The 23,043-nt window shown below is 67.6% G+C and carries 25 protein-coding genes; 17 read left to right on the plus strand and 8 right to left on the minus strand.

The genetic code is table 11. From position 1 onward, the window contains the following. Positions 1-9: 9 nt before the first annotated feature. From WEE69_08285 to WEE69_08305, 5 genes are all read left to right on the plus strand, one after another. Positions 10-1,191, plus strand: a complete 1,182-nt coding sequence (locus WEE69_08285) for an acyl-CoA dehydrogenase family protein (GenBank protein ID MEX1145286.1) — start codon at positions 10-12, stop codon at positions 1,189-1,191. A gap of 85 nt (positions 1,192-1,276) precedes the next feature. Next, the gene (locus WEE69_08290; GenBank protein MEX1145287.1) at positions 1,277-2,230 is read left to right on the plus strand and encodes a bifunctional MaoC family dehydratase N-terminal/OB-fold nucleic acid binding domain-containing protein; all 954 of its coding nucleotides are present in this window, start codon (positions 1,277-1,279) and stop codon (positions 2,228-2,230) included. Between the two features lie 98 nt (positions 2,231-2,328). Further along, on the plus strand, positions 2,329-3,444 hold the full coding sequence (locus WEE69_08295) for an acyl-CoA dehydrogenase family protein (GenBank protein MEX1145288.1): 1,116 nt from the start codon (positions 2,329-2,331) through the stop codon (positions 3,442-3,444). Then, a complete protein-coding gene (locus WEE69_08300) occupies positions 3,441-3,857 on the plus strand; it encodes a MaoC family dehydratase (GenBank protein MEX1145289.1) in 417 nt (138 codons plus the stop codon). Before WEE69_08295 ends, WEE69_08300 begins: the two co-directional genes overlap by 4 nt. 82 nt (positions 3,858-3,939) lie before the next feature. Then, entirely contained in the window at positions 3,940-5,124 is a 1,185-nt protein-coding gene (locus WEE69_08305; protein ID MEX1145290.1) for a lipid-transfer protein, read from the plus strand. A 9-nt stretch (positions 5,125-5,133) separates the two neighbouring features. On the opposite strand, the gene WEE69_08310 is transcribed toward WEE69_08305, so the two are convergent. Then, positions 5,134-6,387: a hypothetical protein gene (locus WEE69_08310; GenBank protein MEX1145291.1), complete on the minus strand. Its 1,254-nt coding sequence runs from the start codon at positions 6,385-6,387 to the stop codon at positions 5,134-5,136. Then, on the minus strand, positions 6,384-6,935 hold the full coding sequence (locus WEE69_08315; GenBank protein ID MEX1145292.1) for a sigma-70 family RNA polymerase sigma factor: 552 nt from the start codon (positions 6,933-6,935) through the stop codon (positions 6,384-6,386). The genes WEE69_08310 and WEE69_08315 overlap by 4 nt, the downstream gene beginning before the upstream one ends. A gap of 43 nt (positions 6,936-6,978) precedes the next feature. Here WEE69_08315 and WEE69_08320 point away from each other — a divergent pair, with 43 nt between their 5' ends. From WEE69_08320 to WEE69_08330, 3 genes are read left to right on the plus strand one after another with little or no spacing between them, the layout of a single operon-like run. Then, positions 6,979-7,443 (plus strand): pyridoxamine 5'-phosphate oxidase family protein, encoded by a 465-nt coding sequence (locus WEE69_08320; protein MEX1145293.1) that lies wholly within the window; start codon positions 6,979-6,981, stop codon positions 7,441-7,443. Further along, the gene (locus tag WEE69_08325; protein ID MEX1145294.1) at positions 7,436-8,155 is read left to right on the plus strand and encodes an enoyl-CoA hydratase; all 720 of its coding nucleotides are present in this window, start codon (positions 7,436-7,438) and stop codon (positions 8,153-8,155) included. The genes WEE69_08320 and WEE69_08325 overlap by 8 nt, the downstream gene beginning before the upstream one ends. Positions 8,156-8,191: 36 nt before the next feature. Further along, the gene (locus WEE69_08330) at positions 8,192-9,331 is read left to right on the plus strand and encodes an LLM class flavin-dependent oxidoreductase (GenBank protein ID MEX1145295.1); all 1,140 of its coding nucleotides are present in this window, start codon (positions 8,192-8,194) and stop codon (positions 9,329-9,331) included. A 21-nt stretch (positions 9,332-9,352) separates the two neighbouring features. Here the strand turns inward: WEE69_08330 and WEE69_08335 are convergent, their stop codons facing one another. Both WEE69_08335 and WEE69_08340 read right to left on the minus strand, forming a co-directional pair. Beyond that, complete coding sequence (locus WEE69_08335; protein ID MEX1145296.1) at positions 9,353-9,988, minus strand: hypothetical protein; 636 nt, start codon at positions 9,986-9,988, stop codon at positions 9,353-9,355. A 63-nt stretch (positions 9,989-10,051) separates the two neighbouring features. Continuing rightward, positions 10,052-11,443 carry a M20/M25/M40 family metallo-hydrolase gene (locus tag WEE69_08340; protein ID MEX1145297.1) on the minus strand — a complete coding sequence of 464 codons (1,392 nt, stop codon included), beginning with the start codon at positions 11,441-11,443 and terminating at the stop codon, positions 10,052-10,054. 45 nt (positions 11,444-11,488) lie between these two features. Here WEE69_08340 and WEE69_08345 point away from each other — a divergent pair, with 45 nt between their 5' ends. Together WEE69_08345 and WEE69_08350 are read left to right on the plus strand one after the other, a co-directional pair. After that, positions 11,489-12,280, plus strand: coding sequence for an SDR family oxidoreductase (locus WEE69_08345; GenBank protein MEX1145298.1), 792 nt, complete (start codon positions 11,489-11,491; stop codon positions 12,278-12,280). Positions 12,281-12,284: 4 nt separating this feature from the next. Further along, entirely contained in the window at positions 12,285-13,118 is an 834-nt protein-coding gene (locus WEE69_08350) for an enoyl-CoA hydratase-related protein (GenBank protein MEX1145299.1), read from the plus strand. Between the two features lie 37 nt (positions 13,119-13,155). Here the strand turns inward: WEE69_08350 and WEE69_08355 are convergent, their stop codons facing one another. Together WEE69_08355 and WEE69_08360 are read right to left on the minus strand one after the other, a co-directional pair. Next, positions 13,156-13,575, minus strand: a complete 420-nt coding sequence (locus WEE69_08355; protein MEX1145300.1) for a Zn-ribbon domain-containing OB-fold protein — start codon at positions 13,573-13,575, stop codon at positions 13,156-13,158. After that, the gene (locus WEE69_08360) at positions 13,572-14,753 is read right to left on the minus strand and encodes a hypothetical protein (protein ID MEX1145301.1); all 1,182 of its coding nucleotides are present in this window, start codon (positions 14,751-14,753) and stop codon (positions 13,572-13,574) included. Before WEE69_08360 ends, WEE69_08355 begins: the two co-directional genes overlap by 4 nt. Before the next feature lie 73 nt (positions 14,754-14,826). Here WEE69_08360 and WEE69_08365 point away from each other — a divergent pair, with 73 nt between their 5' ends. The 7 genes from WEE69_08365 (at position 14,827) to WEE69_08395 (ending at position 20,951) form a co-directional block, all read left to right on the plus strand. Further along, entirely contained in the window at positions 14,827-15,912 is a 1,086-nt protein-coding gene (locus tag WEE69_08365; protein MEX1145302.1) for a Zn-dependent alcohol dehydrogenase, read from the plus strand. A 5-nt stretch (positions 15,913-15,917) separates the two neighbouring features. Then, positions 15,918-16,703 carry a glucose 1-dehydrogenase gene (locus tag WEE69_08370; protein MEX1145303.1) on the plus strand — a complete coding sequence of 262 codons (786 nt, stop codon included), beginning with the start codon at positions 15,918-15,920 and terminating at the stop codon, positions 16,701-16,703. Continuing rightward, the gene (locus WEE69_08375) at positions 16,700-17,971 is read left to right on the plus strand and encodes a cytochrome P450 (GenBank protein MEX1145304.1); all 1,272 of its coding nucleotides are present in this window, start codon (positions 16,700-16,702) and stop codon (positions 17,969-17,971) included. Before WEE69_08370 ends, WEE69_08375 begins: the two co-directional genes overlap by 4 nt. After that, positions 17,968-18,747 carry an SDR family oxidoreductase gene (locus tag WEE69_08380; protein ID MEX1145305.1) on the plus strand — a complete coding sequence of 260 codons (780 nt, stop codon included), beginning with the start codon at positions 17,968-17,970 and terminating at the stop codon, positions 18,745-18,747. The genes WEE69_08375 and WEE69_08380 overlap by 4 nt, the downstream gene beginning before the upstream one ends. 44 nt (positions 18,748-18,791) lie before the next feature. Then, positions 18,792-20,036, plus strand: coding sequence for a hypothetical protein (locus WEE69_08385; GenBank protein ID MEX1145306.1), 1,245 nt, complete (start codon positions 18,792-18,794; stop codon positions 20,034-20,036). 91 nt (positions 20,037-20,127) lie between these two features. Continuing rightward, positions 20,128-20,517, plus strand: coding sequence for a nuclear transport factor 2 family protein (locus WEE69_08390; GenBank protein MEX1145307.1), 390 nt, complete (start codon positions 20,128-20,130; stop codon positions 20,515-20,517). A gap of 35 nt (positions 20,518-20,552) precedes the next feature. Beyond that, complete coding sequence (locus WEE69_08395; protein MEX1145308.1) at positions 20,553-20,951, plus strand: nuclear transport factor 2 family protein; 399 nt, start codon at positions 20,553-20,555, stop codon at positions 20,949-20,951. A 9-nt stretch (positions 20,952-20,960) separates the two neighbouring features. On the opposite strand, the gene WEE69_08400 is transcribed toward WEE69_08395, so the two are convergent. Both WEE69_08400 and WEE69_08405 read right to left on the minus strand, forming a co-directional pair. Further along, the gene (locus WEE69_08400; protein ID MEX1145309.1) at positions 20,961-21,371 is read right to left on the minus strand and encodes a cobalamin-dependent protein; all 411 of its coding nucleotides are present in this window, start codon (positions 21,369-21,371) and stop codon (positions 20,961-20,963) included. After that, positions 21,368-23,032, minus strand: a complete 1,665-nt coding sequence (locus WEE69_08405) for an acyl-CoA mutase large subunit family protein (protein MEX1145310.1) — start codon at positions 23,030-23,032, stop codon at positions 21,368-21,370. The genes WEE69_08400 and WEE69_08405 overlap by 4 nt, the downstream gene beginning before the upstream one ends. Between the last annotated feature and the right edge of the window lie 11 nt (positions 23,033-23,043).

Here is a 23,043-nt window from a genome sequence, read left to right on the forward strand (position 1 = left end):
ACACGTTCTATGTTTCTGGATTACACCGACGAGCAGCGCGCGCTCCGCAAGGAGCTACGGGAGTACTTCGCCGCGCTGATGACCCCGGAGCTCCGTGAGGAGCTGGGCCCGCCGGGCGAGGGCAGCCCCAAGTACCGAGACGTGGTGCGCCAGATGGGCGCCGACGGGTGGCTCGGCATCGGCTGGCCGAAGGAGTTCGGCGGCCAGGGGCGCGGTGAGCTCGACCAGTTCGTGTTCTTCGACGAGGTGCAACGCGCCGGCGCGCCGTTCCCGTTCGTGACGATCAACACGGTCGGGCCCACGATCATGACGTACGGCTCGCAGACGCAGAAGGAGCAGTTCCTCCCCGGCATCCTGCGGGGTGAGATCAACTTCGCGATCGGTTACACCGAGCCGGAGGCCGGCACCGATCTCGCGTCACTCCACACCCGGGCCTTCGACGACGGCGACGAGTGGGTCATCAACGGCAACAAGGTCTTCACGAGCGGCGCCAACCAGGCCGACTACATCTGGCTCGCGTGCCGCACCGATCCTGACGCGCCGAAGCACAAGGGCATCTCGATCATCATCGTCCCCACGTCGTCGCCCGGGTTCAAGTGCACGCCGATCGTCACCGTCGGCAGCGTCGTCACCCAGGCCTCGTACTACGACGACGTGCGTGTGCCCAAGGAGAACATCGTCGGCGACGTGAACGCGGGCTGGCGGCTCATCACGAACCAGCTGAACCACGAGCGCGTCGGGTTGGCCGCACTCGGCGGCAGCACGCACCGCCTGTACGACGACATGGTGGCCTGGTGCCGCGACACGAAGTCGGGTGACGGCGATCAGCGCATGATCGACGTGCCGTGGGTGCAGATGGATCTGGCCAAGGCGCACGCCTTGCTCGAGGCGATGAAGCTCCTCAACTGGCGCATGGCCGCGGCGGTGGCCAACGGAACGCTCACGCCCACCGACGCGTCGGCGGCCAAGGTGTTCGGGGTGGAGACGCAGATCGACGCGTACCGCCTGTTCCTCGGCATCCTCGGCGCGGCGGGCTACCTCCCCGACGGGTCGGCCGGCGCCGTGCTCCAAGGTGACGTGGAGCGCATGGCGCGCTCGGCGCAGATCAACACCTTCGGTGGCGGCGTGGTCGAGGTGCTGCGCGAGATCGTTGCGACGACCGGGCTCGGCATGGTGCGGAGCGGTCGATGAGGATCGACGAAGTCGATGCGCTGCGAACGGAGCGCATGGAGCGAGCGCAGCGAGTGGAAGTAGCGGAGTGGGAGCAGCGCCAATAGTGACGGACAAGCATTCCTTCCTGGCCAAGCTGAAGGAGTTCGAGGGGCGCGAGGTCGGCACGCAGGACGGTGCGGACGAGGTGAACCAAGCGATGATCCGGCATTGGGTCGAGGCGATGGGTGACCAGAACCCCGTCTACACGGAGCCCGACGTCGCGGCGAAGACGGTGCACGGACAGGTGATCGCGCCGGCGGTGATGCTCCAGGCGTGGGTGATGCGCGGGATCGCGCCACGGCCGAGCGCGAATCCGTCGGCCCAGGACGATCTCATGGCGCTGGTGGAGAGTGAGGGCTTCACGTCGGTCGTCGCTACGAACTGTGAGCAGGAGTACGACCGGATGCTGCACCTCGGCGATCACCTGCGGAACCGCACGGTCATCGACTCCGTGTCCGAGGAGAAGGCCACGGGTCTCGGTGTCGGTCACTTCATCACGACGCGCGTGGAGTACGAGACGCTCGACGGCGAGCCGGTCGGGCGGCAGATGTTCCGCATCCTCAAGTTCAGGCCGGGTACCGGACGACAGGCGGCGAAAGCCGAGCCCGAGCAGCACGACCGCCCGAAGCGCCCGCGCCCCGCCATCACGCTCGACAACAAGTTCTGGTTCGATGCCGCGACGGAGCACCGCTTGGTGATCCAGCGTTGCTCGGGTTGCGGCGTGCTTCGTCACCCACCCCGCCCGCGTTGCGACAAGTGCGGTTCGTACGAGTGGGACGCGGTCGAGGCGGGTGGGCGGGGAACCGTCTACAGCTTCGTCGTGAACCACTACCCGCAGGTTCCGGCGTTCGACTACCCGCTCGCCGTCGGTCTCATCGAGCTGGAAGAGGGCACGCGTCTCGTCGCCAACATCGTGGGCATCGAGCCGGCCGACGTCACGATCGGAATGTCCGTGGAAGTCGAGTGGGTGGAGCACGATCCCGACCTCACGCTCCCGGCGTTCCACCCAGCGAAATGATCATCGGAACGAGTGCGACGCGGCGACCGAAGGTCGCTCGCCAGCGAGCGAACGCCCGCGGCTCGGGTATCCCGAGCCGCAGTGAGCGAGCGCGTTAGATGGACTTCAGCCTCAGCGAAGAGCAGCAGGCGGTTCGCGACCTGGCTGAGCAGATCTTCCAGGGCCAGGCGACCGTCGAGCGCGTCAAGGCGTGCGAAGCGGGCGAGGAGCGCGTCGACCGTGACCTCTGGCGCGCGCTCGCCGACGCGAACCTGCTCAGCATCGCCGTTCCCGAACGGGACGGCGGCAGCGGCCTCGGGATGATCGAGACATGCCTCGTGCTGGAACAGCAGGGGCGCACGGTCGCGCCCGTTCCCTACTGGGCCACGATCGTGTGCGGCGCGCTGCCGATCGCCGAGCTCGGCACGCCGGCCCAACGTGAGCGCTGGCTTCCACCGATCGTGGGCGGAACCGCGTTCGTGAGCGCGGCCGTGGCCGAGTCCGGGCTGAACGATCCGTTCCGCCCCGGTGTACGGGCCACGCCCGACGGCAACGGGTGGCGCCTCGACGGTATGAAGCCGTCCGTGCCCGCCGGCCATGTCGCCGACGCGTTGCTCGTGCCCGCGGCGACGGACGACGGCGTCCGCGTGTGCCTCGTCGAGAGCGGCGCGGCCGGTGTGAGCCGCGAGTCGGCCGAGACGACCGACCGGTCGCTCGTCGCCCACTTCACGTTCGATGGCGCGCCCGCCGAGCTGCTCGGTGACGAAGCATCGCCTGACCGAGCGCTCGCTTGGATCCTCGACCGGGCGCTCCTCGGTCTCGCGGCCATCCAGGTGGGAGTGTGCGAAGCCGCGCTGGCCATGGCCGCCGAGTACACGAACGGGCGAACCCAGTTCGAGCGTCCGCTGGCGAGCTTCCAGGGCGCGCAGATCCGAGCCGCGGATGCATACATCGACACCGAGGGCATCCGGGTCACCACGCTCCAGGCCGCGTGGAAGCTCGACGCCGGTCGTGACGCGACCACTGACGTGATGGTCGCCAAGTGGTGGGCGTCGGAGGCCGGGCAGCACGCGGTGCACAACACGCAGCACTTGCACGGCGGTATGGGCGCGGATGTCGACTACCCGGTCCATCGGTACTTCCTCTGGGGCAAGCAGATCGAGGACACCCTCGGCGGCGCGAGCGCGCAGCTCGCACGGCTGGGCCGAGCATTGGCGGAGGCGACGACCACGTGAGCGCCACGACCTCACTCAAGTACGGCGACGTGAACGTCGGCGACGAGCTCCCCAAGCTCGAGATCCCGCTGACCCGTACGTTGATCGTGGCCACCGCGATCGCCTCCCGCGACTACCAGGACGTGCACCACGACCCGGGCCTCGCCCAGGAGCGTGGCTCGCCCGACATATTCATGAACATCCTCGCGAGCAACGGCTTCGTCGGTCGCTACGTCACCGACTGGGCCGGGCCCGACGCGCTCCTCAAGTCGGTGAAGATCCGCCTCGGTGCGCCCAACTATCCGGGCGACACGATGGTGATGAGCGGTCAGGTCACCAAGAAGGAGGACGGTGTGGTCGAAGTGTCGCTGCGTGGCGCCAACAACCTCGGCGACCACCTATTGGGCACCGTCGTGCTGGAGCTCCCGAAATGAGCGAGCGTGAGCGGACCGGGTATCCCGGTCCGCAGCGAGCGGGGCCTGAGCGGCCCGGCGCTGTGCGCCGGGAGCGGGAACGATGAGCGAGAAGCACCGCTTGCTCGACGCAGGCGCCATCGTGGGCATCGGCGCGACGGAGTTCTCCAAAGAGTCGGGTCGCTCCGACCTCAAGCTGGCGATCGAAGCGTGCGAAGCCGCGATCGCCGACGCGGGCCTGAAGCCCAGCCAGGTGGACGGCATGGTCACGTTCACCCAGGACACCAACCCGGAGATCGAGATCGCCAAGAGTCTGGGCGTAGGCGAACTCAGCTTCTTCTCGCGTATCCATCACGGCGGCGGCGCAGCGTGCGGCACGATCCAGCAGGCGGTGCTCGCGGTGAACGCAGGTGTCGCCGACTACGTCGTCTGCTACCGCGCGTTCAACGAGCGTTCCGGGCACCGGTTCGGGACTGGCGTACAGGACCGCCAGCCCGCGGCCACCGCCGACACCGCGCACTTCTCCTGGTACTCGCCGCACGGTTTGCTCACACCGGCACAGTGGGTTGCGATGTTCGCTGCCCGCTATTTGCACGAGTATGGGGCGACCAGCGAAGACTTCGGTCGCATCGCGGTAGCCGACCGTAAGCATGCGGCCAAGAACCCGAAAGCGTGGTTCTACGAGAAGCCGATCACCCTCGAGGACCACCAGGAGAGCCGGTGGATCGTCGAGCCGTTGCATCTCTTGGACTGCTGCCAAGAGAGCGACGGGGGCCAGGCACTCGTGGTGACGACACCCGAGCGCGCGCGCGATCTCAAGGGCGTTCCCGCGATCGTGCGTTCCGCGGCGCAGGGCGCGGGCGAGAACCAGGACATGATGACGAGCTACTACCGCCCGTCGATCACCGGGCTTCCCGAGATGGGGCTCATCGCCCGGCAGCTGTGGAACACGACTGGCCTCGGGCCCGACGACATGCAGGCCGCGATCATCTACGACCACTTCACCCCGCTCGCGCTCCCGCAGCTCGAGGAGTTCGGGTTCTGCGGCCGCGGCGAGGCGAAGGACTTCATCGCCGACGGCAACATCGAGCTCGGCGGCCGTCTCCCGATCAACACCAACGGCGGTCAGCTCGGTGAGGCGTATATCCACGGGATGAATGGCATCGCCGAGGGTGTGCGCCTCATCCGCGGAGACTCGTACAACCAGCCGCCAAACGTCGAGCATGTACTGGTCACCGCGGGAACGATGGTGCCGACGAGCGCACTGGTCTTCGGCAAGGCGGCGTAGTCCTCAACATCACGCCGGGCAGTTGACTCCGCCTCGTGCGGCGATCTCGCAGAACGTGCCGCGGCCGATTCGCCAGAACCCGTCTTCGAATACCGCGTACCCCGTCGTGTTGGCGGTCGCGAGCTCGCCGTCGTTGAACACGTCGAAGTTCAAGCGCGCGTAGGTCGGGCTGTCGAACTCGATCCAGTTGATGTGCGCGACGAGCTTTCCTTCTAGCGAGCCTTCGTACGAGCTCCGCGTGAGTGGGTCGGAGCTCTTTGCCTTTTCGGCCGCGGCCTCCGCCGCGACAGGATCGGCGAATGGGTGACCACCCTCGACCGAGAGCTCGGACGGAGTGGGGCTCGGGGTCCCCATCGAGGCATTGATGGCGTCGACGATCTGCTGTTCCGCCGCCTCCTCGTCGAATCCCGGTGCCATTGTCGTGGTCGTGGGGGCCTCGACGGCGTTGATCACCAGGCTGTTGAGCACCGCGAAGCCCTGCGCGAGCAGCTCCTCGGAGGGATCCTGCACGCTGATGATGCGCGCGAGGAACATCCGATCGCCGTCGGTGAAGGTGATCTGGCGGAAGTGGTTCACGGGGGCAGCATCCGGACCTGTGATCGGCGGCAACGTCAACGACGTCGACGTCGTCGGGGCGGTGTTGTCCGGCACCGAATCCGGAGTGGTCGTTGCCGATGTGAGCGGCGTTTGTGCAGCGAAGAGCGTTTCGAGTGGCACGTTCGGGCAGTCGCCGCTGGCGGGCATGTTCGCGTTCGTGAAGTCGTCCGGACGGATCTGGAACGACTCGGGCGAGTACGTGCCGAGGTCGCCGACCATGTTGAGCGCGTCGCCGGGGCGGTACTCGTAGAGCGTCACGTACGCAGACCTGGTCGAAGGCGTGTGCTCATCGATCGCGCAGGCCTGCATCGGCTCGCCTGCCGGCCGTTCGGCCGTACCCACGACGAGCACCTCGCCGGGGCTCATCGCCCGCTCGACGAGCGGCAGCTGCTGCCAGCCATCCAGGAGCTCGACGGTCACCGCCGCATCGGCGTTCGACGCCTGGGAACCCGCGGCGATCTCCACCCGACGCCCGTCGTCTCCGCCGAATGCGGCGGAAACCCCGACGCCGGCGAGCACGACGACCGCAGCAATCGCACCGGCACGAATCGTGAACCGTCGTCGCCGCAGTCGCGCGTGAGCGATGGCGGCCGTTGCTCCGACGTCGATCCGACGCTTTGGTGGAGGTACGGCTCCGTGCAGGAGATCTCGTACGTGGTCACTCATCGCATACCTCCGGTGGCTAGACGGCCTGGCCTGGTCACGGGGTCAGTGACCAGACCGGCTGTTCGCAGGGCTTCGAGCGCGCGACGCGTGTGCGTCTTGACGGTGTTCTCCGGGCAACCCATCAATGCCGCGACCTCGAGTACGGAGAGGTCGGCGAAGTAACGGAGCACGAGCGCGCGTCGTTGGGGCTCGGGCAGCGCTGCGAGGGCAGATCGAACCGCGATGCGGGTCGAGGTGTCGGGATCGTGCACCACGAGTTCGAGCTGTTCGAGGTGTTGGTAGCGCCGACGAACGGCCCGGCGCCGGAACTGGGACTTGGCCAGGTTGAAAGCCACTCGGTGGGCCCACGCGGACCTGGACGCCTCGCTGCGCACCGTCAACCAGTGCTGACACGCGCGCACGAGCGTCTCCTGGGCAAGATCTTCCGCCAAGTCGCGGTCACCGGTGTACAGGGAGAGGGAGCCCACGAGGCGGGGCCATTCGAGCCGGCAGAACTCGGCCAGCTGCGGTTCGACCTCCACATGGTGCAAGACGTCCAGGTCCCCCACGAGGTTTCACGCTGGGCGAGCACCGGCTCGCTACGGTCAGGGGGTGAGCATCCGGCTCAGTCGTGAGGAAGCGTGGGCCGTCCTGACCGAAGCCCACACCGGCATCTTCACCACAATGCGGGCCGACGGTGTGCCGATCACGTTGCCGGTGTGGTTCGTGGCGCTCGACGAGCGGATCTATGTGGCGTCACCGGTACACCGCAAGAAGGTCGCCCGCATCGAGCGCGACCCGCGAGTGTCGTTCCTCGTCGAGTCGGGGGAGCGGTGGGCCGAGCTTCGCGGGGTCCACCTCACCGGCCAGGCGCACCGGATCAGCGATCCCGAGCGGATCGCGCGGGTACGCGAGCTTCTCGACCAGAAGTACGGGAGCTTCCGCAGCAAGCGGGCAGCGATGCCCGACGTAACCCGGTCGCAGTACGAGGTCGAGATCGCGGTCATGGAGATCGTTCCCGACGATCGCATCCTGAGCTTCGACAACGCGCGCATCGAGCTGTCTCCCGATGAGTGACGAGCATCTGCGCGTCGCCACCGACGACGGCATCTGCACGATCACCATCGATCGGCCCGACGCCCGGAACGCGCTCAGCCTCGCGATGCGGCGCAGCTTGAAGGAGCAGTTCGCGGCGGCCGGGACCGACGACGGGGTGGCCGTGATCGTGCTGACCGGTGCGGATCCGGCGTTCTGCGCGGGTGTCGATGTCAAAGAGCTGCGGTCGGGTGAGGCGCGGGAGGGTGGCGGCGAGATCATCGATCCGGCCGCCGCGTTGCATGCCGTGCCGAAGCCCGTGCTCGGTGCGATCAACGGCGTGTGCGTCACGGGCGGCCTCGAGCTGGCCTTGGCGTGCGACGTATTGATCGCGTCGGAGCACGCCAGATTCGCCGACACCCATGTGAAGCTCGGGCTCGTCCCGGCGTGGGGGATGAGCGCGTTCCTTGCCCACGCCGTCGGTACGCGCAAAGCCGTCGAGCTCTCGCTCACCGGGGAGTTCATCGACGCTGGTGAGGCTCTGCGGATCGGGCTCGTGAACCACGTGTTGACGCACGACGACCTGATGCCCCGCACGTACGAGATCGCGGCGGCGATGCGCGATGCCGATGCGATTGCGACCGGCACCGTCCTCGACATCTACCGACGAGCGGCCGGTCGATCCGTGGAAGACGCGCTCGAGCTCGAGCACGAAGCGTTCGAGCGGTGGCTCGCCAGTCGGTCAGGTAGGTAGCGGTCTGCCCAGAGTCCAGATGGAAGAGGGGGAGCGGTGCAGTTCTCGATGATCTTCGAAGCCCAGATGGCTGACCCGAGTGCGGCCAACGAGCGCCGGGTCCTTGCCGACTGCGTCGAGCAAGCGGTGTTCGCCGAGGAGATGGGCTTCGACCGCGTGTGGGCCGTCGAGCATCACTGCCTGCGGTGGTACGCGCACATGAGTGCGCCCGAGATCTTCCTCACATGGGTGGCGGCACGGACCTCACGCATCCGCGTCGGTCACGGCGTGGTGTGCATGCCCTTCAACTACAACCATCCGGTGCGCGTCGCCGAGCGAGTCGCGATGCTCGACTCGCTCTCAGGCGGCCGTCTCGACCTCGGCGCCGGGCGAGGCGCGACGCTCCAAGAGATGTCCGCGATGGGTGTGGATCCCGACCGCACGTATGCCGAGGTCGAAGAGGCGCTGCGCATGATCGGGTCGATGTGGCGCGGCAAGGACGGCGAGGAAGACTTCGAGTGGCACGGCGAGTTGTTGCAGGTTTCGCCGCATCCGATCCTGCCGCGCCCGGTACAGCTGCCGCACCCGCCGCTGTACCTCGCATGCACGAAGAACGAAACGGTTGGTCTCGCGGCGGAGTACGGCATCGGTGCGTTGGTGCTCGGCTTCTCCGGACCCGAGGATGTCGCGAGCTTGCGCACGATCTACGACGACGGGATAGCCGCCCGTTCCAAGAAGCGGTTCGTGTCGACGGAGGTCAACGACCACTTCTCGGCGTTGTGCCCGACGATCGTGCTCGACGACAAGGACCACGCGTTCCAGATCGGCGCGCGCGGTCAGCGGTTCTTCGCCGAGGCGATCGCGCACTGGTACGGCGGCGGCCCGCCCCCGAATCCCGGTGATGAGGACGCCGACCAACGCGCAGAGATCGAGCACGCGGCCGAGCGCATGGTTGCCCACCTGCACGAAGCCAAGATCCCCGTCGGGCCGAACAGCACGTTCACGTTCAACCTCGTGGAGCACGCGTACGGCGATTGGCGCGACGCGATCGCCTATGCCGAGCGTCTTCAGGACGCCGGCGCCGACGAGATCATGTGCCTCATCCAGATGGGCACGGTGCCGCACGCGGCGTGCATGGAGACCATCCGCCAGTGGGGTGAGAAGGTCATCCCCCATTTCCGCAAGAAGGGGAGCTGACCAACCCAAGGCGGTGCTCTGTCAGGTGCTCGTGTCGTCGATGGTGAACGAGAGCTGCTTGGTCGCCTCCGGCCCGTTCGGTCCCTTGGCCGTGACCTTGAAGGTGTGCGTCTGGTCCGAACAGTCGTAGTTGAACGACTGCGACCCATTTCCTCCCCCATAGCTCTGGTAGAGGCCGGGCCCGTCCACGGCGAGATCGACAGAAGACGTGTTCTGCGTCTGCCAGGACACGGTGAAGTTGATGCCAGGGATCGATGTCGACACATCCGGCGCGGGCGATGTGCACGTGTACGGGGAGTTCTTGTTGCCACTGAAGGTGATTGAGGGGTCGTCGCTGGGTTGACCACCACCACCACTACCACCACCACCCGGTGTGGTGGCCCCGAGCGTCGTGGACGTCGAGCTGCTGGTCGACGTGGACGAGCTGGTCGATGTGCTGTCGGCCTCCTTCTTGTCGTCGCCGCCACCACTGGCGACCGCGATCCCGGCGCCGACGATCACGCCGACGAACAAGAGGGCGAGCGGGATGAGCCACCACTTGCGGCCCTCACCCGAGTCGTCGGGACCATTCCCACCGCTGTCCCCGGTGGGCGGACCACCGCCGGCCATGGTCTGATCGCTCCCGCCGCCGGCCATGGTCTCATCTGTCCCGCTCATCTCCACCCCTCTCGACGCGCGGAGGCTACCTTCGCCGGTCCTGACGCACTCGGGACCCTCCGCTTACGTCGCCGCGGCGGCGAGCTCGGCGAGCAACAACGCCTCGCTCACCATGAGGTTGCGCCAGTCGCCGAGGTGAAGGCTCTCGTCTTCGCCGTGGGCGTCGCTCCCTGGATCGGCGGGGCCGAGCAGCAGGGCGGGGATCCCGCCGAACGCTTCGGCGAACGGCCCGACGAACGGGATCGTGCCCCCCATACCCATCAGGACCGGGGCCGTGCCGAAGCCCGCCCGGAGCGCGCGCTGCGCCGCATCGAACGCCCAACCCGTTGGCTCGCACGTCCACGCCGGGACGGCCTCGTTCGCGTCGAAGGAGAACTCGAGACCGAACGGCACGTGCGCCGCGAGGTGGGAGCGGAGGATCTCGACGAGACGTCGCGGATCCTGCCCCGGGGCGACGCGGATGCTGATGCGTGCGCTGGCGCGCGCCACGATCTGATTCGACGATCCCTCGATCGGGTGTGAGTCGAACCCGAGGACGGCGATCGCCGGTCGGAACCACAGCCGCTCGTAGATCGAGACCGACGGGTCGCCGGTGAGTTCGACGCCCGGGAGCACCCCCCATGCGCGTCGTAACGCTTCGCTGTTGTCGGGAAGCCCGGCGAGCCGGTCGCGCTCGTAAGGCGTCAGCTCGCGGACGTCGTCCCAGAAGGCGTCGATCGCGATGTCGCCGTGCTCGTCGATCGTCGACGCGAGCATCTTGGCGAGGACCAGCACCGGATCGGGTATCGGGCCACCCGCCATGCCGGAGTGCACTGGCGCGTCCATGACCGCGACGGTCACCGTGCCGCTGACGAGGCCGCGCAGCGAGTACGTGAGTCCCGGCGTGCCGACGCTCCAGTTCCCGGCGTCCGCGAGGAGCAGGACGTCGGCGGCAAGCTCGTCGCCGTGCTCGGCGAGGAACGCGGCCAGCCGCGGCGAGCCGATCTCCTCTTCGCCCTCCACGAACACCTTCACGTTGCACGGGAGCACCCCGGCGGTGTCGAGCCACGCCTTGACCATGGCGCCGTGGGCCACCGCACCGGCCTTGTCGTCGGCTGTGCCCCGCCCGAACAGGCGCCCATCGCGCTCGACCGGCTCGAATGGATCCGAGGTCCAGCGCTCGACGAAGCCCGGCGGCTGCACGTCGTGATGGGCATACAAGAGGATGGTCGGGGCGTCGGCCGCGTGGGTCCACTCGCCGATCACCGCCGGCGGGCTACCGCCGGCCGCGGCCTGGCGCACGTGCTCGAGTCCGCATCGCTCGAGGTACGCCGCGGTGGCATCGGCGCTGCGCTGCACATCTCCGGCACGTTCCTCGTCGGCGCTGATGCTCGGGATGCGGACGAGCTCCTCGAGCGAGTGACGCGCGTCGTCGAGACCGGCGTCGACTGCGTCGACCACTTCCTGCGTGCCCATCGCCGCCGGAGCGTACCGGAGGCCATGCCAGGTACCCTCCGCGCCGTGGGACGGCTCGATGGACGGGTGGCGATCGTCACGGGTGGCGGCCAGGGCATCGGTCGCGGTGTCGCGCGGCGATTCGCGCGAGAGGGTGCCGCAGTCGTCATTGCCGAGGTCAATCCTTCGACGGGCGAGCAGGTGGCAGCAGAGATCGTCGAAGAGCTGGGTGCAAGCGCTCGGTTCATCGCGACCGACGTCCTCGAGAAGGATCAAGTCCAGGCTGTCGTGGATCGCACGGTCGACGAGTTCGACCACGTCGACATCCTCGTGAACAACGCGTACGCGGCCGGCGGCTTCGACCGCTTCGAGCGGAAGCCCGACGACGACCTCTTGCTCGCGTTCCGCGGCGGTCCGCTGCACACCTTCTGGGCCATGCAAGCGGTGTTCCCGCATATGAAGGCACAGGGCTGGGGTCGCATCATCAACTTCGTGTCGCTCAACGGGATCAACGCGCACCAGTACTCGGTGGATTACAACGCAGCCAAGGAAGGCATCCGTGCGATCACCCGCACGGCCGCGCGGGAATGGGCCAAGCACAACATCCTGGTGAACGCCATCGCCCCGGCCGCGGCGTCACCGGCGTACGTCGCGTTCGCCGAGGCGGCCCCCGAGAACGCCAAGGAGATGCTGAAGCAGAACCCGCTCGGGCGCATGGGTGATCCCGAGCACGACATCGGCGGGGTCGCGCTGTTCCTCGCGACCGAGGACAGCGACTACATCACCGGCATGACGATGCTGGCCGACGGGGGCGGTCACATCAACGGCGTCCAGTGGGACCCTCCGATGCCGGACTGAGCGCGTGGCCTATCACGAGCTCACCGTGATCGGCGTCGAAGTCGAACGCGGTGTTGCGTGGGCCACCATCGATCACCCGCCGATGAACCTCTGGGACCGGGCGTTCACCGGTGATCTCGTGCGCCTCATCGGTGACTTCGAGGCCGATGTCGACGCACGGGTCCTCGTGTTGGCCAGCGCCGACCGCGACTACTTCATCGCGCATGCCGACGTGCAGATGATCCGGGACATGCCTTCGGACGTGCAGGGCACGCCCGGCGAGCCCGCCCCGGTGAACCTCTTGCTGGAGCGGTTCCGACTGATGCCCAAGGTGTCGATCGCCGCGATCGGCGGCATCGCGCGAGGCGGCGGTTCGGAGATCGCGCTGGCCTGCGACCTCCGGTTCGCGACCCGTTCCGCCCGGCTCGGCCAGCCGGAAGTCGCACTCGGGATCATCCCTGGTGCAGGCGGCACACAGCGCCTCACGCGCCTCGTCGGCCGGGCGCGTGCACTCGAGATCATCCTCGGGTGTGCGGATGTAACCGGCGAAGAGGCGGCCACGATCGGTTACGTGAACCGCGTCGTCGACGACGAACAGCTCGACTCGGTCGTACGTGACGTCGCCGTTCGCATCGCGGCCATGCCACCCGATGCGGTGGCGTCAGCGAAGGAAGCCGTGAACGCGGTGTCCGGCGACTTCAATGCTGGGTTCGCCGTCGAAGCCGAGCAGTTCCGTGCCGCGATGTCGGACGACGCGCGCGAGCGGATGGGCCGCTTTCTCGACGCGGGTGGACAGACCCGCGAGGGCGAACTCGATCTCGACGAAGTGCTCGAGCGGCTCGCTCCACCGAACAGGTGACGTTGGAGCCGGAGAGAGCAGCTGGCATGTCGCATGGTCAGGCTGGCGCCTCGACCGCGCGGAACAGCGGCAGATAGAGCCCCGGCTCGACCTCGGTGATCGTGGCTTCGACGAGCATTCCGACGGTGACTTCGTCAGGGCGAAGGTCGACGACGTTGCTGACCATGAACACGCCTTCGTCGAGTCGTACGACGACTGCGCAATACGGCGTTCGTGATGCGAACGCCGGCAGCGTCGGTGGATGGATCACGGTACGTGTCCACACCTCGCCACGTCCCGAGATCGGAACCCACTCCACCGCGAGCGATCCGCACGCAGCACAAAGTGGGCGGGGCGGATGCCGGTGTGCTCCACAGTCGGAACAGCGCTGGATGCGCAGCTGACGGTCGGCGACGTAAGACCAGAAGCGCGCATCCTCGGCACCGGCCGGATCCGGGCGCGGGATCGGCGGGCTCAACGGTCGACCCCGAGCAGCACCGCGCCGGATGGGTCACTGATCGCGCCGCAAACGAACGCGACCTCGGCGTCGGCCACTTGGTTCACGGCGGTGCCGCGCACCTGACGCACGGCTTCGGGTAGATGGTTCATGCCGTGGACGAACGCCTCCGCCGTCGAACCTCCGTGGGTGTTCACCGGCAGGGCGCCGTCGGGCCATCGCGTGGCGCCGCTCTCGATGAAGGGCCCTCCCGCGCCGCGCTCACAGAACCCGTACTGCTCGAGTGCAAGCGGCACTGCGACGGTGAAGGGTTCGACGATCATCGCGACGTCGACGTCAGCGGGGGCGACGCCAGCTTCGGTGAAGAGTCGTCGGCTCGCGGTCACGGCGCCGCCCTCGCGCTCACCGAATGCGGCCGTCGTGCCGAAGAAGTCACAGAGCTGCACATGGATCGGTGCGCCGTACTGCACCTGCGAGAGCACCCGGACCGCTGGTCGCTGGAGATCGCGGGCGCGTTCGAGTGAAGTGACGATTACCGCCGCCGCGCCGTCATTCTCGAGCGAGCAGTCGAAGAGCCGGATCGGCTCGGCGATCGGCCGCGATGCCTGCCAGTCCTCGAGCGTGATCGGGTCGCGCATGATCGCGTCGGGGTTGCGGCTCGCATGGAAGCGCTGCGCCACCGCCTGCATGCCGAAGTGCTCCGGACGCGTGCCGTACACGTGCATGTGTCGACTCGCGATCAACGCAAACTCGTGCGCCGGTGCGGCGATGCCAAAGGGGTAGTGCCACTGGCGCGCGTCCGAGACGCGGTCGCCTCCCTTCGCCCACGGGCGACCGCCTTGGTTCGGATCACTCCCATACGAAGCTGACTTCGAGCGGTTCCGTGCACGGAACGCGACGACGCACTCTGCAGCGCCCTGGGCAACCGCGAGCGCCGCGAGCCCCAGCAGCGATGCCGCGCCGCCGCCGCCAGATGGCGTCCGGGCCATGAGGCGCAGCTCGGGGATGCCGAGCGCGGTCATGAGATCGAGCTCGGCGACCTGTTCGACGTGGTAGCTGACGAAGCCGTCGATCGCCGCGACGGGAAGCCCGGCATCGAGGCAGGCAGCCCGGATGGCCTCGCACGCGAGATCGAGCTCGCTCCGTCCCATGTTCTTTGCGTACGTGGTCTGGCCGATCCCGGCGACGGCGGCGTTCATCGACGGCTTCCTAACACCGAACTGACGGCGGCGTCAGGCCGATGGGAGACTCACGCCGAACGAGGGGGAGTGCGTGAGGGCCGCGGTGCTGCGCGAGGTCGGCGGGAAGATGCCCGTCGAGGAGATCGAGCTGCGCGCGCTCGCGGCGCACGAAGTGCGAATCAGCGTCTCCGCGTGCGGTGTGTGCCACTCCGATCTGTCGGTGCAACAGGGCGTGATGCCGGTGGCGCTGCCATCGGTGCTCGGGCACGAAGGTACGGGCACCGTGGTCGAGGTCGGGAGCGCCGTGAGCAACGTCGTGGCGGGCGACCACGTGATCATGGCGCCGATCGCCGCATGTCGCACCTGCTTCCACTGCTTGCGTGGTGAGCCGACGCTCTGCGACCAGGGCTTTCAGCACATGTTCCTGTCTCACGCGCGTGCAGGTGACGAGCAGATCCATCCCGGCCTTGGCCCCGCGGCGTTCGCCGACGAGACGATCGTTCCGGCGACGTCAGTCGTCCCGCTCGATCCTTCGTTCCCGATCGAGATCGCGGCGCTCATCGGATGCGGCGTGGTGACCGGCGTCGGATCGGTCGTGAACTCGGCGAAGGTCGAGGCCGGTGCGACGGTCGCGGTCATTGGCTGTGGCGGTGTCGGCCTCGCCGCGATCCAGGCGGCGCGGATGTCCGGCGCCTCACAGATCATCGCGGTCGACCGCATCGCCGAGCGGCTGGAGCATGCCTGTGGCAACGGCGCCACCGAGACGGTCGACGCCAGCAGCGGCGATCCGATCGCAGGCGTGCGCGAGCTCACGGACGGCCGAGGAGTCGATTACTCGTTCGAGGTCGTCGGACTGTCGGCAACGATCCGCCAGGCGTACGAGATGGCGCGTCGGGGCGGCACGGTGACCGTGGTCGGTGCCGGGGCGTTTGACGACATGGTCTCGATCTCCGCGGCGAATCTCATGGTGGACGCCCGCACGATTCGCGGATGCGTGTTCGGATCGACGGACCCGTTGCGGGACTTCCCGCGACTCGTCCGTTGGCAAGAGCGAGGCTTGCTCGACCTCGAGCGCCTTGTGACGCGACGAATCGGACTGGACGACATCGACGAGGCGTTCGACGAGATGCTCGACGGCAAGGGTGCACGCAGCGTGGTGGTACTCGGGTCGAGATGACGGCCATGGCGCCAACCGTGGACTGGGGCGCGCTGCTCGATGGACGGGTTGCCGTCATCACGGGCGCCGGCTCAGGGCAGGGACGCGCCGCGGCCTTGCTGTTCGGAGCACACGGTGCCCATGTGGTCGTTGCCGACTTCGACGACGTCGGCGCCGCCGAGACGATCGAGCTGCTGCGAACGCAGGGGAGCGACTCCGCCGCGGTGCACGCCGACGTGTCTCGATCGACCGAATGCGACGCGATGGTGCGATCGGCGCTCGAGACCTATGGCTGCATCGACGTGCTCTACAACAACGCGGCACTCCAGATGTCAGGTCGGCTCACGGACTGCGCCGAGGACGACTGGGACCGGACCATCGCGACGAACCTTTCCGCGATCTTCTACGCCTGCCGTGCCGCCATCCCGCACATGCTCGCGGGCGACGGCGGCAGCATCATCAACACTGCCTCCGTCATGGGGTACATCGGCGCGCCAGGGTACGCGGCGTATGGGCCGTCGAAGGCCGGCCTCGTCACGCTCACCCGTCAGATCGCGGTCGAGTACGGACCGAGGGTCCGGGCAAACATCATCGCCCCGGGCGGAATCGAGACTCCCCGCTTCCGCAAGGCGCATGCCGACGAACCCGACTACGAGGGCTACGTCGCCGGCCTCACGCGGCACAACCCGGCGCGCCGCTTGGGTCAGCCCGAGGACGTTGCTCGCATCGCGCTTTTCCTGGCGAGCGACGCCAGCGCCTACATTTCGGGCGCAGTGATCCCGGCCGACGGCGGATTGGCGGCGATGCGATGACCGAGATCCTCGACCACGACTACTTCGGCAACGACCCGGATCTGATCCGCGATCCGGCGCCATGGTTCGAGGCGGCTCGCGAGCACGGGCCGGTTTGGCAAGAGCCGTTCCAGGGCGTGTTCATCGTGACGGGTCACGAGGAGTACATCCAAGTGGCCAGCGATACGGAGAACTTCTCCAACCTGGTTGTGTCGTTCGGTCCGTTCACCGGCGTGACGTTCGAAGCTGAAGGCAAAGAAGACATCTCGGAGCTGCTCGAAGAACGACGAGCGCAGATCCCGCTCAACAACATGCTGATCACGTTCGATCCGCCGAAGCACACCGATCACCGAGCGCTCCTGCGCCGGCTTCTCACCCCACGACGTGTCGCCGAGAATGAGGAGTTCATGCTGCGCTGTGCGCACGAGCTGATCGATGCGTTCGTCGACGACGGCAAGGTGGAGTTCAATCGCCAGTTCGCCGGGCCGTACACCTTGCTGGTGGTGGCCGACCTGCTCGGCGTGCCCGACGAAGACAAGCCCGAACTGCTCTCGTACTTCCAGCGCGGTCAGGGGCAGGGAGTGAGCGGTCGGTCGTTGGAAGAGGAGATCGCAGAGCACGGTGGCGGGCTCGTCGACCACATCGCTCACATGTTCGAGCGCTACGTGCACGAGCGCCGGGCCGATCCCCGCGATGACATCGTCACTGCGATCGCCACCACGACGTTTCCCGACGGGTCACTCCCGTCGGTTGAGGATCTCGTCTCGCTCGCCTACATGTTGACGGCCGCCGGGCAGGAGACCACGGCCAAGTTCCTATGCTCGGCCATGTGCCATCTCATTCACGACCCCGACCTCATGAAGCGGCTCCGCGGTGATCGCACCGCGGTCCCCAACTTCGTCGAGGAGGGATTGCGGATGCTGAGCCCAGTGAAGGGGAGCTTTCGCATCGCGCGCCGCACAGTGCAGCTCGGTGGCACCAACGTGCCAGCCGGGTCGATTCTCATGATCAGCAACAGCGCGGCCAACCGCGATCCAGCGTGCTTCGCAGCGCCGCAGGAGTTCGACCCCGACCGCGAGGACCTGCGGTGGCATCTGGCGTTCGGTCACGGCGCGCACTACTGCATCGGGGCATCGTTGGCGCGCTCGGAGTCGCGCACCGGCTTGGAGGCGCTGTTCGACCGGCTCGACGAAATCCGCCTCGCACCGGATGCCGACCTCAAGTACGTGTCGAGTCTCAATCTTCGTGGGTTGCGCTCGTTACCTCTCGAGTTCACCGCCGCGAAGTGAACGTCCTCGTCACCGGAGCGTCGTCGGGCATCGGCGCTGCGCTTGTCCGCGCACTCGCAGCGCGTGGTGACACGGTCGGCCTGGTTGCCCGGCGGGAAGACCGGCTCGACGCCGTGCTCGCCGAGTGCCGCGCGTCGTCGCCAGAGTCACAGCGCTGGGTCGCTGATCTCGAAGACCTCGATCGGGCCGAGGCGGTGGCACGAGAGGCTTGGGACGCCTTCGGCGGACTCGATGTGCTCGTAAACAACGCGGCCATCCCGCAGGTGTGCCACGTCACGAAGCTCACTCGTGCGGAGATCGAGCGGCAAATGCGGGTGAACTACATGTCGCCGGTGTGCATCACGATGGCGCTCATCCCGCGCATGTTGAAGCAGGGGAGCGGCACGATCGTCAACGTCGGCAGCGTCGGTGGCCGACTGGGCATCGCACGCGAGGCCGCGTACAGCGGAGCCAAGTTCGCCCTCACCGGCTGGAGCGAGGCGCTCGCGCTCGACCTCTGGGGCAGCGGCGTGAAGGTGAAGGTGGTCACGCCCGGCGCGGTCGACACCGAGATCTGGACCCACCCCGACGTCGAGCCAACCGTCTATGACGGCCTGAAGTCACCGCCGGAAGAGGTCGCGGCCGAGATCGTCCCGTTCCTGACCGACGACCGCTTCGAGCTGTTCACCCCGGCCAGCCAGCACATGGACGCCATCGTGAAAGGCAAGTCCAACGATGTCGACGCCTTCCTCAAGGGCGTCGCCGACTGGGAAGCCCAAGAGCGCGCCAAGGGCTAGCCGAGAGGCAACCGCGTGGCTCCGTGAGGCGTCGGGTAGTGGACATGAGGATCAGCAGAACCCGACGTCATCGCTGTTCAACCGCCGTGCTCGGTATCGCATTGGCCGGGATCAGCATCGGGGCATCGAGCACGGGTGCGGGCACCGAGATCGTGTCGTTCCGCAAGGTGGACGACGGTGCGAACACGCTCAGCGATCTGCGGGCTCGCGAGCTCAGCCTCCCGAGGCTTGGATCCGAGGACATCTGTCCAGTGCCGGCGTATCCCGAGCCCGTGGTCGACGGTGCTGGGAACGGGGTACGCGCGGGGCCGGTCGCCGCGGTCGGCATCGGCGTGAACGGCGTGTTGCCCTTCCATGCCGACAGCGCTTCTGATTCCAAATGGCTCGCGGGCAAGATCCTATGGCTCCTCGACGCCGACCTTCCGCCGCTGCTCGTGCGCGGGCGTCGGCTCGACGGTCCTGGGAGCGTCCGCTTCCGAAACGGCGAGAGCAGCGTCTCGGGGCTTGTGCTCGACGAAGACGTGATGAGCACCGTCGGTCCCGAGTGGCGGGACCAGCCCTCGGGACCACAGGTGAAGGAACCGGGTTGCTACGCGCTCCAGGTCGACGGTTCCGACTTCCAGTCAGTGATCGTGTTCCGTGCGATCGCGGGAGACGTCGAGACTCCCTCAAGACGCATGTTCGAACTGCGGGACCTTCGGCTCGACGCCGGTGAAGCCGTCGCGTTCGGGTTCCATCCGACGCGTGATCCGGTGACGATCGGCGTAACGGCCGATGGCCTGGAGGTCTGTCCGGCCGAGCTTGCAGACGTGTTCGACGGAGTCCAAACGGTCGGGCCGTACTGGTTCGACGTGTGCCTGCCCCTCGAGAAGGGGGTTGCCCTGGACCTGCCCACCCCGCCTGTAGCTCACATCGCGCTGCTCGTTCGCGCGAGGACCGACGCGTCGGTGCGTGTAGCGAGACTCTCCGTGACCTACGAGGCCGGCGATGAGTTCTTCCATCTGGCACCGCCTCCGCTCGATCCCGGCGAACGCAGTGCGGCACTCATCATCACACCTTCGAGATGGGACGTCGTCGTGGCCGGTCCACCGGAGTCCGAGGCATCAGGGACCGGCGTGCGGGTCGTGGTCACGCAGCGTGGTGAGCGCGTTCGCGTGGTGAACGTCGAGAATGTCGGCCGGGACGGCGCGGGCCATGGTCCCGTCGTGCTCGGCGAGCCAGTCGTCGTCCGGATGCAGAACAAGGCGGGGCTGCGACAGCCCGTCTCTCTGGCGGTGTACTGGGTGTAAACGCCGAGCGAACGGTGATCCAGCCGCTTGACGGGAGCCGAACGGGACCACAGGCTGGCCCGAGTAGGGGACCACAAACGGAGGGACACCGATGGCAGACGCGAACGAGCAGCTGATCCGGGACGGCTACGACGCCTTCAGCGCCGGCGACATGGAGAAGCTCGGCTCTCTGTTCAAGCCCGACATCGTGCACAGCGTGCCGGGCAACAACCAGCTGACCGGGGACTACAAGGGTATCGACGAAGTGCTCGGCCTCTACGGGAAGCTGTTCGAGATCACCGGCGGCAACATGTCGGTCGACCTCAAGAGCGTCACGGTCGACGGTGACAAGGTTGCTGCGGTGCACACGAACAAGGCGGAGCGTGACGGCAAGACGCTGAACAGCGACACCACGCTGAACTTCACGATCGACGGCGGCAAGATCGCCCGCATCGACGAAGTTCCGTCCGACCAGGCCGCCGAAGACGCGTTCTGGGGATAGAGCGCGCAGGGGCAATCAAACGGAGGGAATCCGAAATGGCAAACGCCAACGAGGACCTGGTTCGGGACGGCTACGCAGCCTTCAGTGCCGGCGACATGGAGAAGCTCGGCTCGCTGTACACGGATGATTTCGTGCACAGCGTTGGTGGCAACAACCAGCTCACAGGCGACTACAAGGGTGTCCCCGCGGCCATGGGCTTCTACGGCCAGCTTTTCGAGCAGAGTGGCGGGACGTTCTCCGTCGACCTCAAGAGCGTGAAGGCCGACAGCGACAACGGCGTGGTCTCGGTGCACAGGAGCAAGGCCGAGCGCGACGGCAAGAAGCTTGACGCCGACACGACGCTCAACTTCACGGTCAAGGACGGCAAGATCGCTCGCATCGACGAGGCCCCGTCCGACCAGGCCGCCGAGGACGACTTCTGGGGCAAGGCCTAACTCAAACCATCACGTCGACGGCGCGCCGACCAATCGGCGCGCCGTCGCGATGATGTCCTCGTTCGACGAGCCGGGTGGGAACACGTCAACGCCTCGCTCGGCGAGTCGCTTCGCCGCCCAGGGCGGCACCGTGCCGCCTGCGAACACCGGTACATCGCCCGCGACCTCGCGCACCCGGTCGAGGACGCGCTCCACTACCTCAACCCGCCCGCCCACGTTGAGGCCCACCAGCTGGACGTCCTCGTCGCGCGCCGCGGCTGCGATCTGATCGGCCGTGGCCATGCCTACGTTCACCACTTCGAACCCGACGTCGCGGAGGATCCGAGCCACGACCATCACGCCTCGCCAATGACCGTCGAGGCTCGTCTTGGCGAGCAGCACCCGAGCCGGACGGCTCGAGCCACCCGGCGCCGCGGTCACAGCTGAACCGGAACCTTCCAGCTCCCGAACGCCTCGCGGTACACCGCGCCCACCTCGCCGATGGTCACATCCGCGTCGAGCGCGTCGAGCATCAACGGGATCACGTTGTCGTCGGCTCGACAAGCCGCCTCGAGCGCACGCAGCGCGTCGCCGGCCGCCGCCTCGTGACGCTCGCGCCGCACGCCGGCGACCCGATCCATCCCTCGGTCCCATGCGTCGGAGCCACCAGCGAACCCGTCGATCTCCCAGGGCGTCGCGTCGTCGGTGTGGATGTCCACGCCCACGATCGAGCCGGAACGCATGCTCTCTGCTATCTGGTTGTCGGCGGCGCGCTGGAGTAGCCAGCCATCGTCGATCGACTCGATGAAGCCGCCCCGCGCCTGGACCTCCTCGAAGAACTCCCAGGCGCGCGTCTCCAGCGCCTCGGTGAGCGACTCCACGAAGTACGACCCACCCAGCGGGTCAGCCACGTCCACCAGCCCGCCGCACTCCTCCTGGAGGATCTGCTGGATGCGGATCGACATCTGGTGCGCGTGGTCCGAGGGGATGGAGATCGCCTCGTCGTAGCCCGAAACGCCGAGCGACTGCACGCCGCCGAGACCAGCCGCGAGCGCCATCAACGTGCCGCGAACGAGGTTGTTCAGCGGCTGCTGGTAGGTCATCGCCGACCCCGCGGTCACCACGTGGATGCGCAGCGCAAGTGCCTTCTCATCGGTCACGCCGTACCGCTGCGAGAGCAGGTCGTGCCACATCTTGCGAGCCGCGCGGAGCTTGGCGATGTCCTCGAAGAACGCCATTGACGTACGGAAGCTCACGCCGCCGATCCCGCGGGCGAACCCGTCGATGACCAGCCCGCGATCGCGCACCGCGTCGAGGTACTCGACCGCGTTGGCCATCACCGCCCCGAGCTCCTCGTGCGCGACGAGCCCCGAGTCAGCACCGTTGTAACCCGCGACCGACACCGGTACCCATCGGGGCATGCGCTCGGTGCAGAACTCGATGAGATCGCGGTTGAGGCGCAACCCCTCGCGTGGCGGGATCTGGTCCTTGGTGAGACAACCCACGTAGGTGAGGAAGAAGTCGCTCTGGCCGGTCCCGGCGAGCTTCGTGAAGTCGACGCCCCGCCGCTTCGCCGCCACCCAGTACGACCCGAGGCACCACGGTGCGGCCTGCACCACGCCGGCGCCCGGGTGGGCGTACGTCTGCTCGATCGGAAGCCCGTCGATCGCTACCTGCACGTCGCGCGCGCTCAGGAGGACCGAGCCGGTCTGCCCGACGTCTTCGCGCCGGGCGTCGACCTCGGGATGGTCGGGGTCGTAGAGGTGGTCGTTCGTGACCCGGTCCCGCTTCATGATGAAACCGGTCTCGCCCTGCTCGAGCAGGAACCGCAACCGTTGGTTCAGTTCTTCAGGGCTGCCGTATCCGCTGAGCTGAAAGATGCGCCACGGCTTCCCGCGGTACATCTGCAGGTATGCGCCCCGAACGAACGGCGCTTCACCGGGCGGCGCGGCGCGAGCGCCGTGGTCGGCCGGGAGGTCGTCAGGTCCGTAGACGGGTCGGAGCGGGATCCCCGACGGTGTCGTCGGCTCGTCCGCCTTGCTGGGTCGACTCCGCTGTGCCCTCCCGGCCGTCCGGCCAGGGCTCCGCTTCGTCTCCGCCATCGCGTCCCTTT

Source organism: Acidimicrobiia bacterium (assembly GCA_040881685.1).
In the GTDB taxonomy this organism is placed as follows: Bacteria; Actinomycetota; Acidimicrobiia; order IMCC26256; family PALSA-555; genus SHVJ01.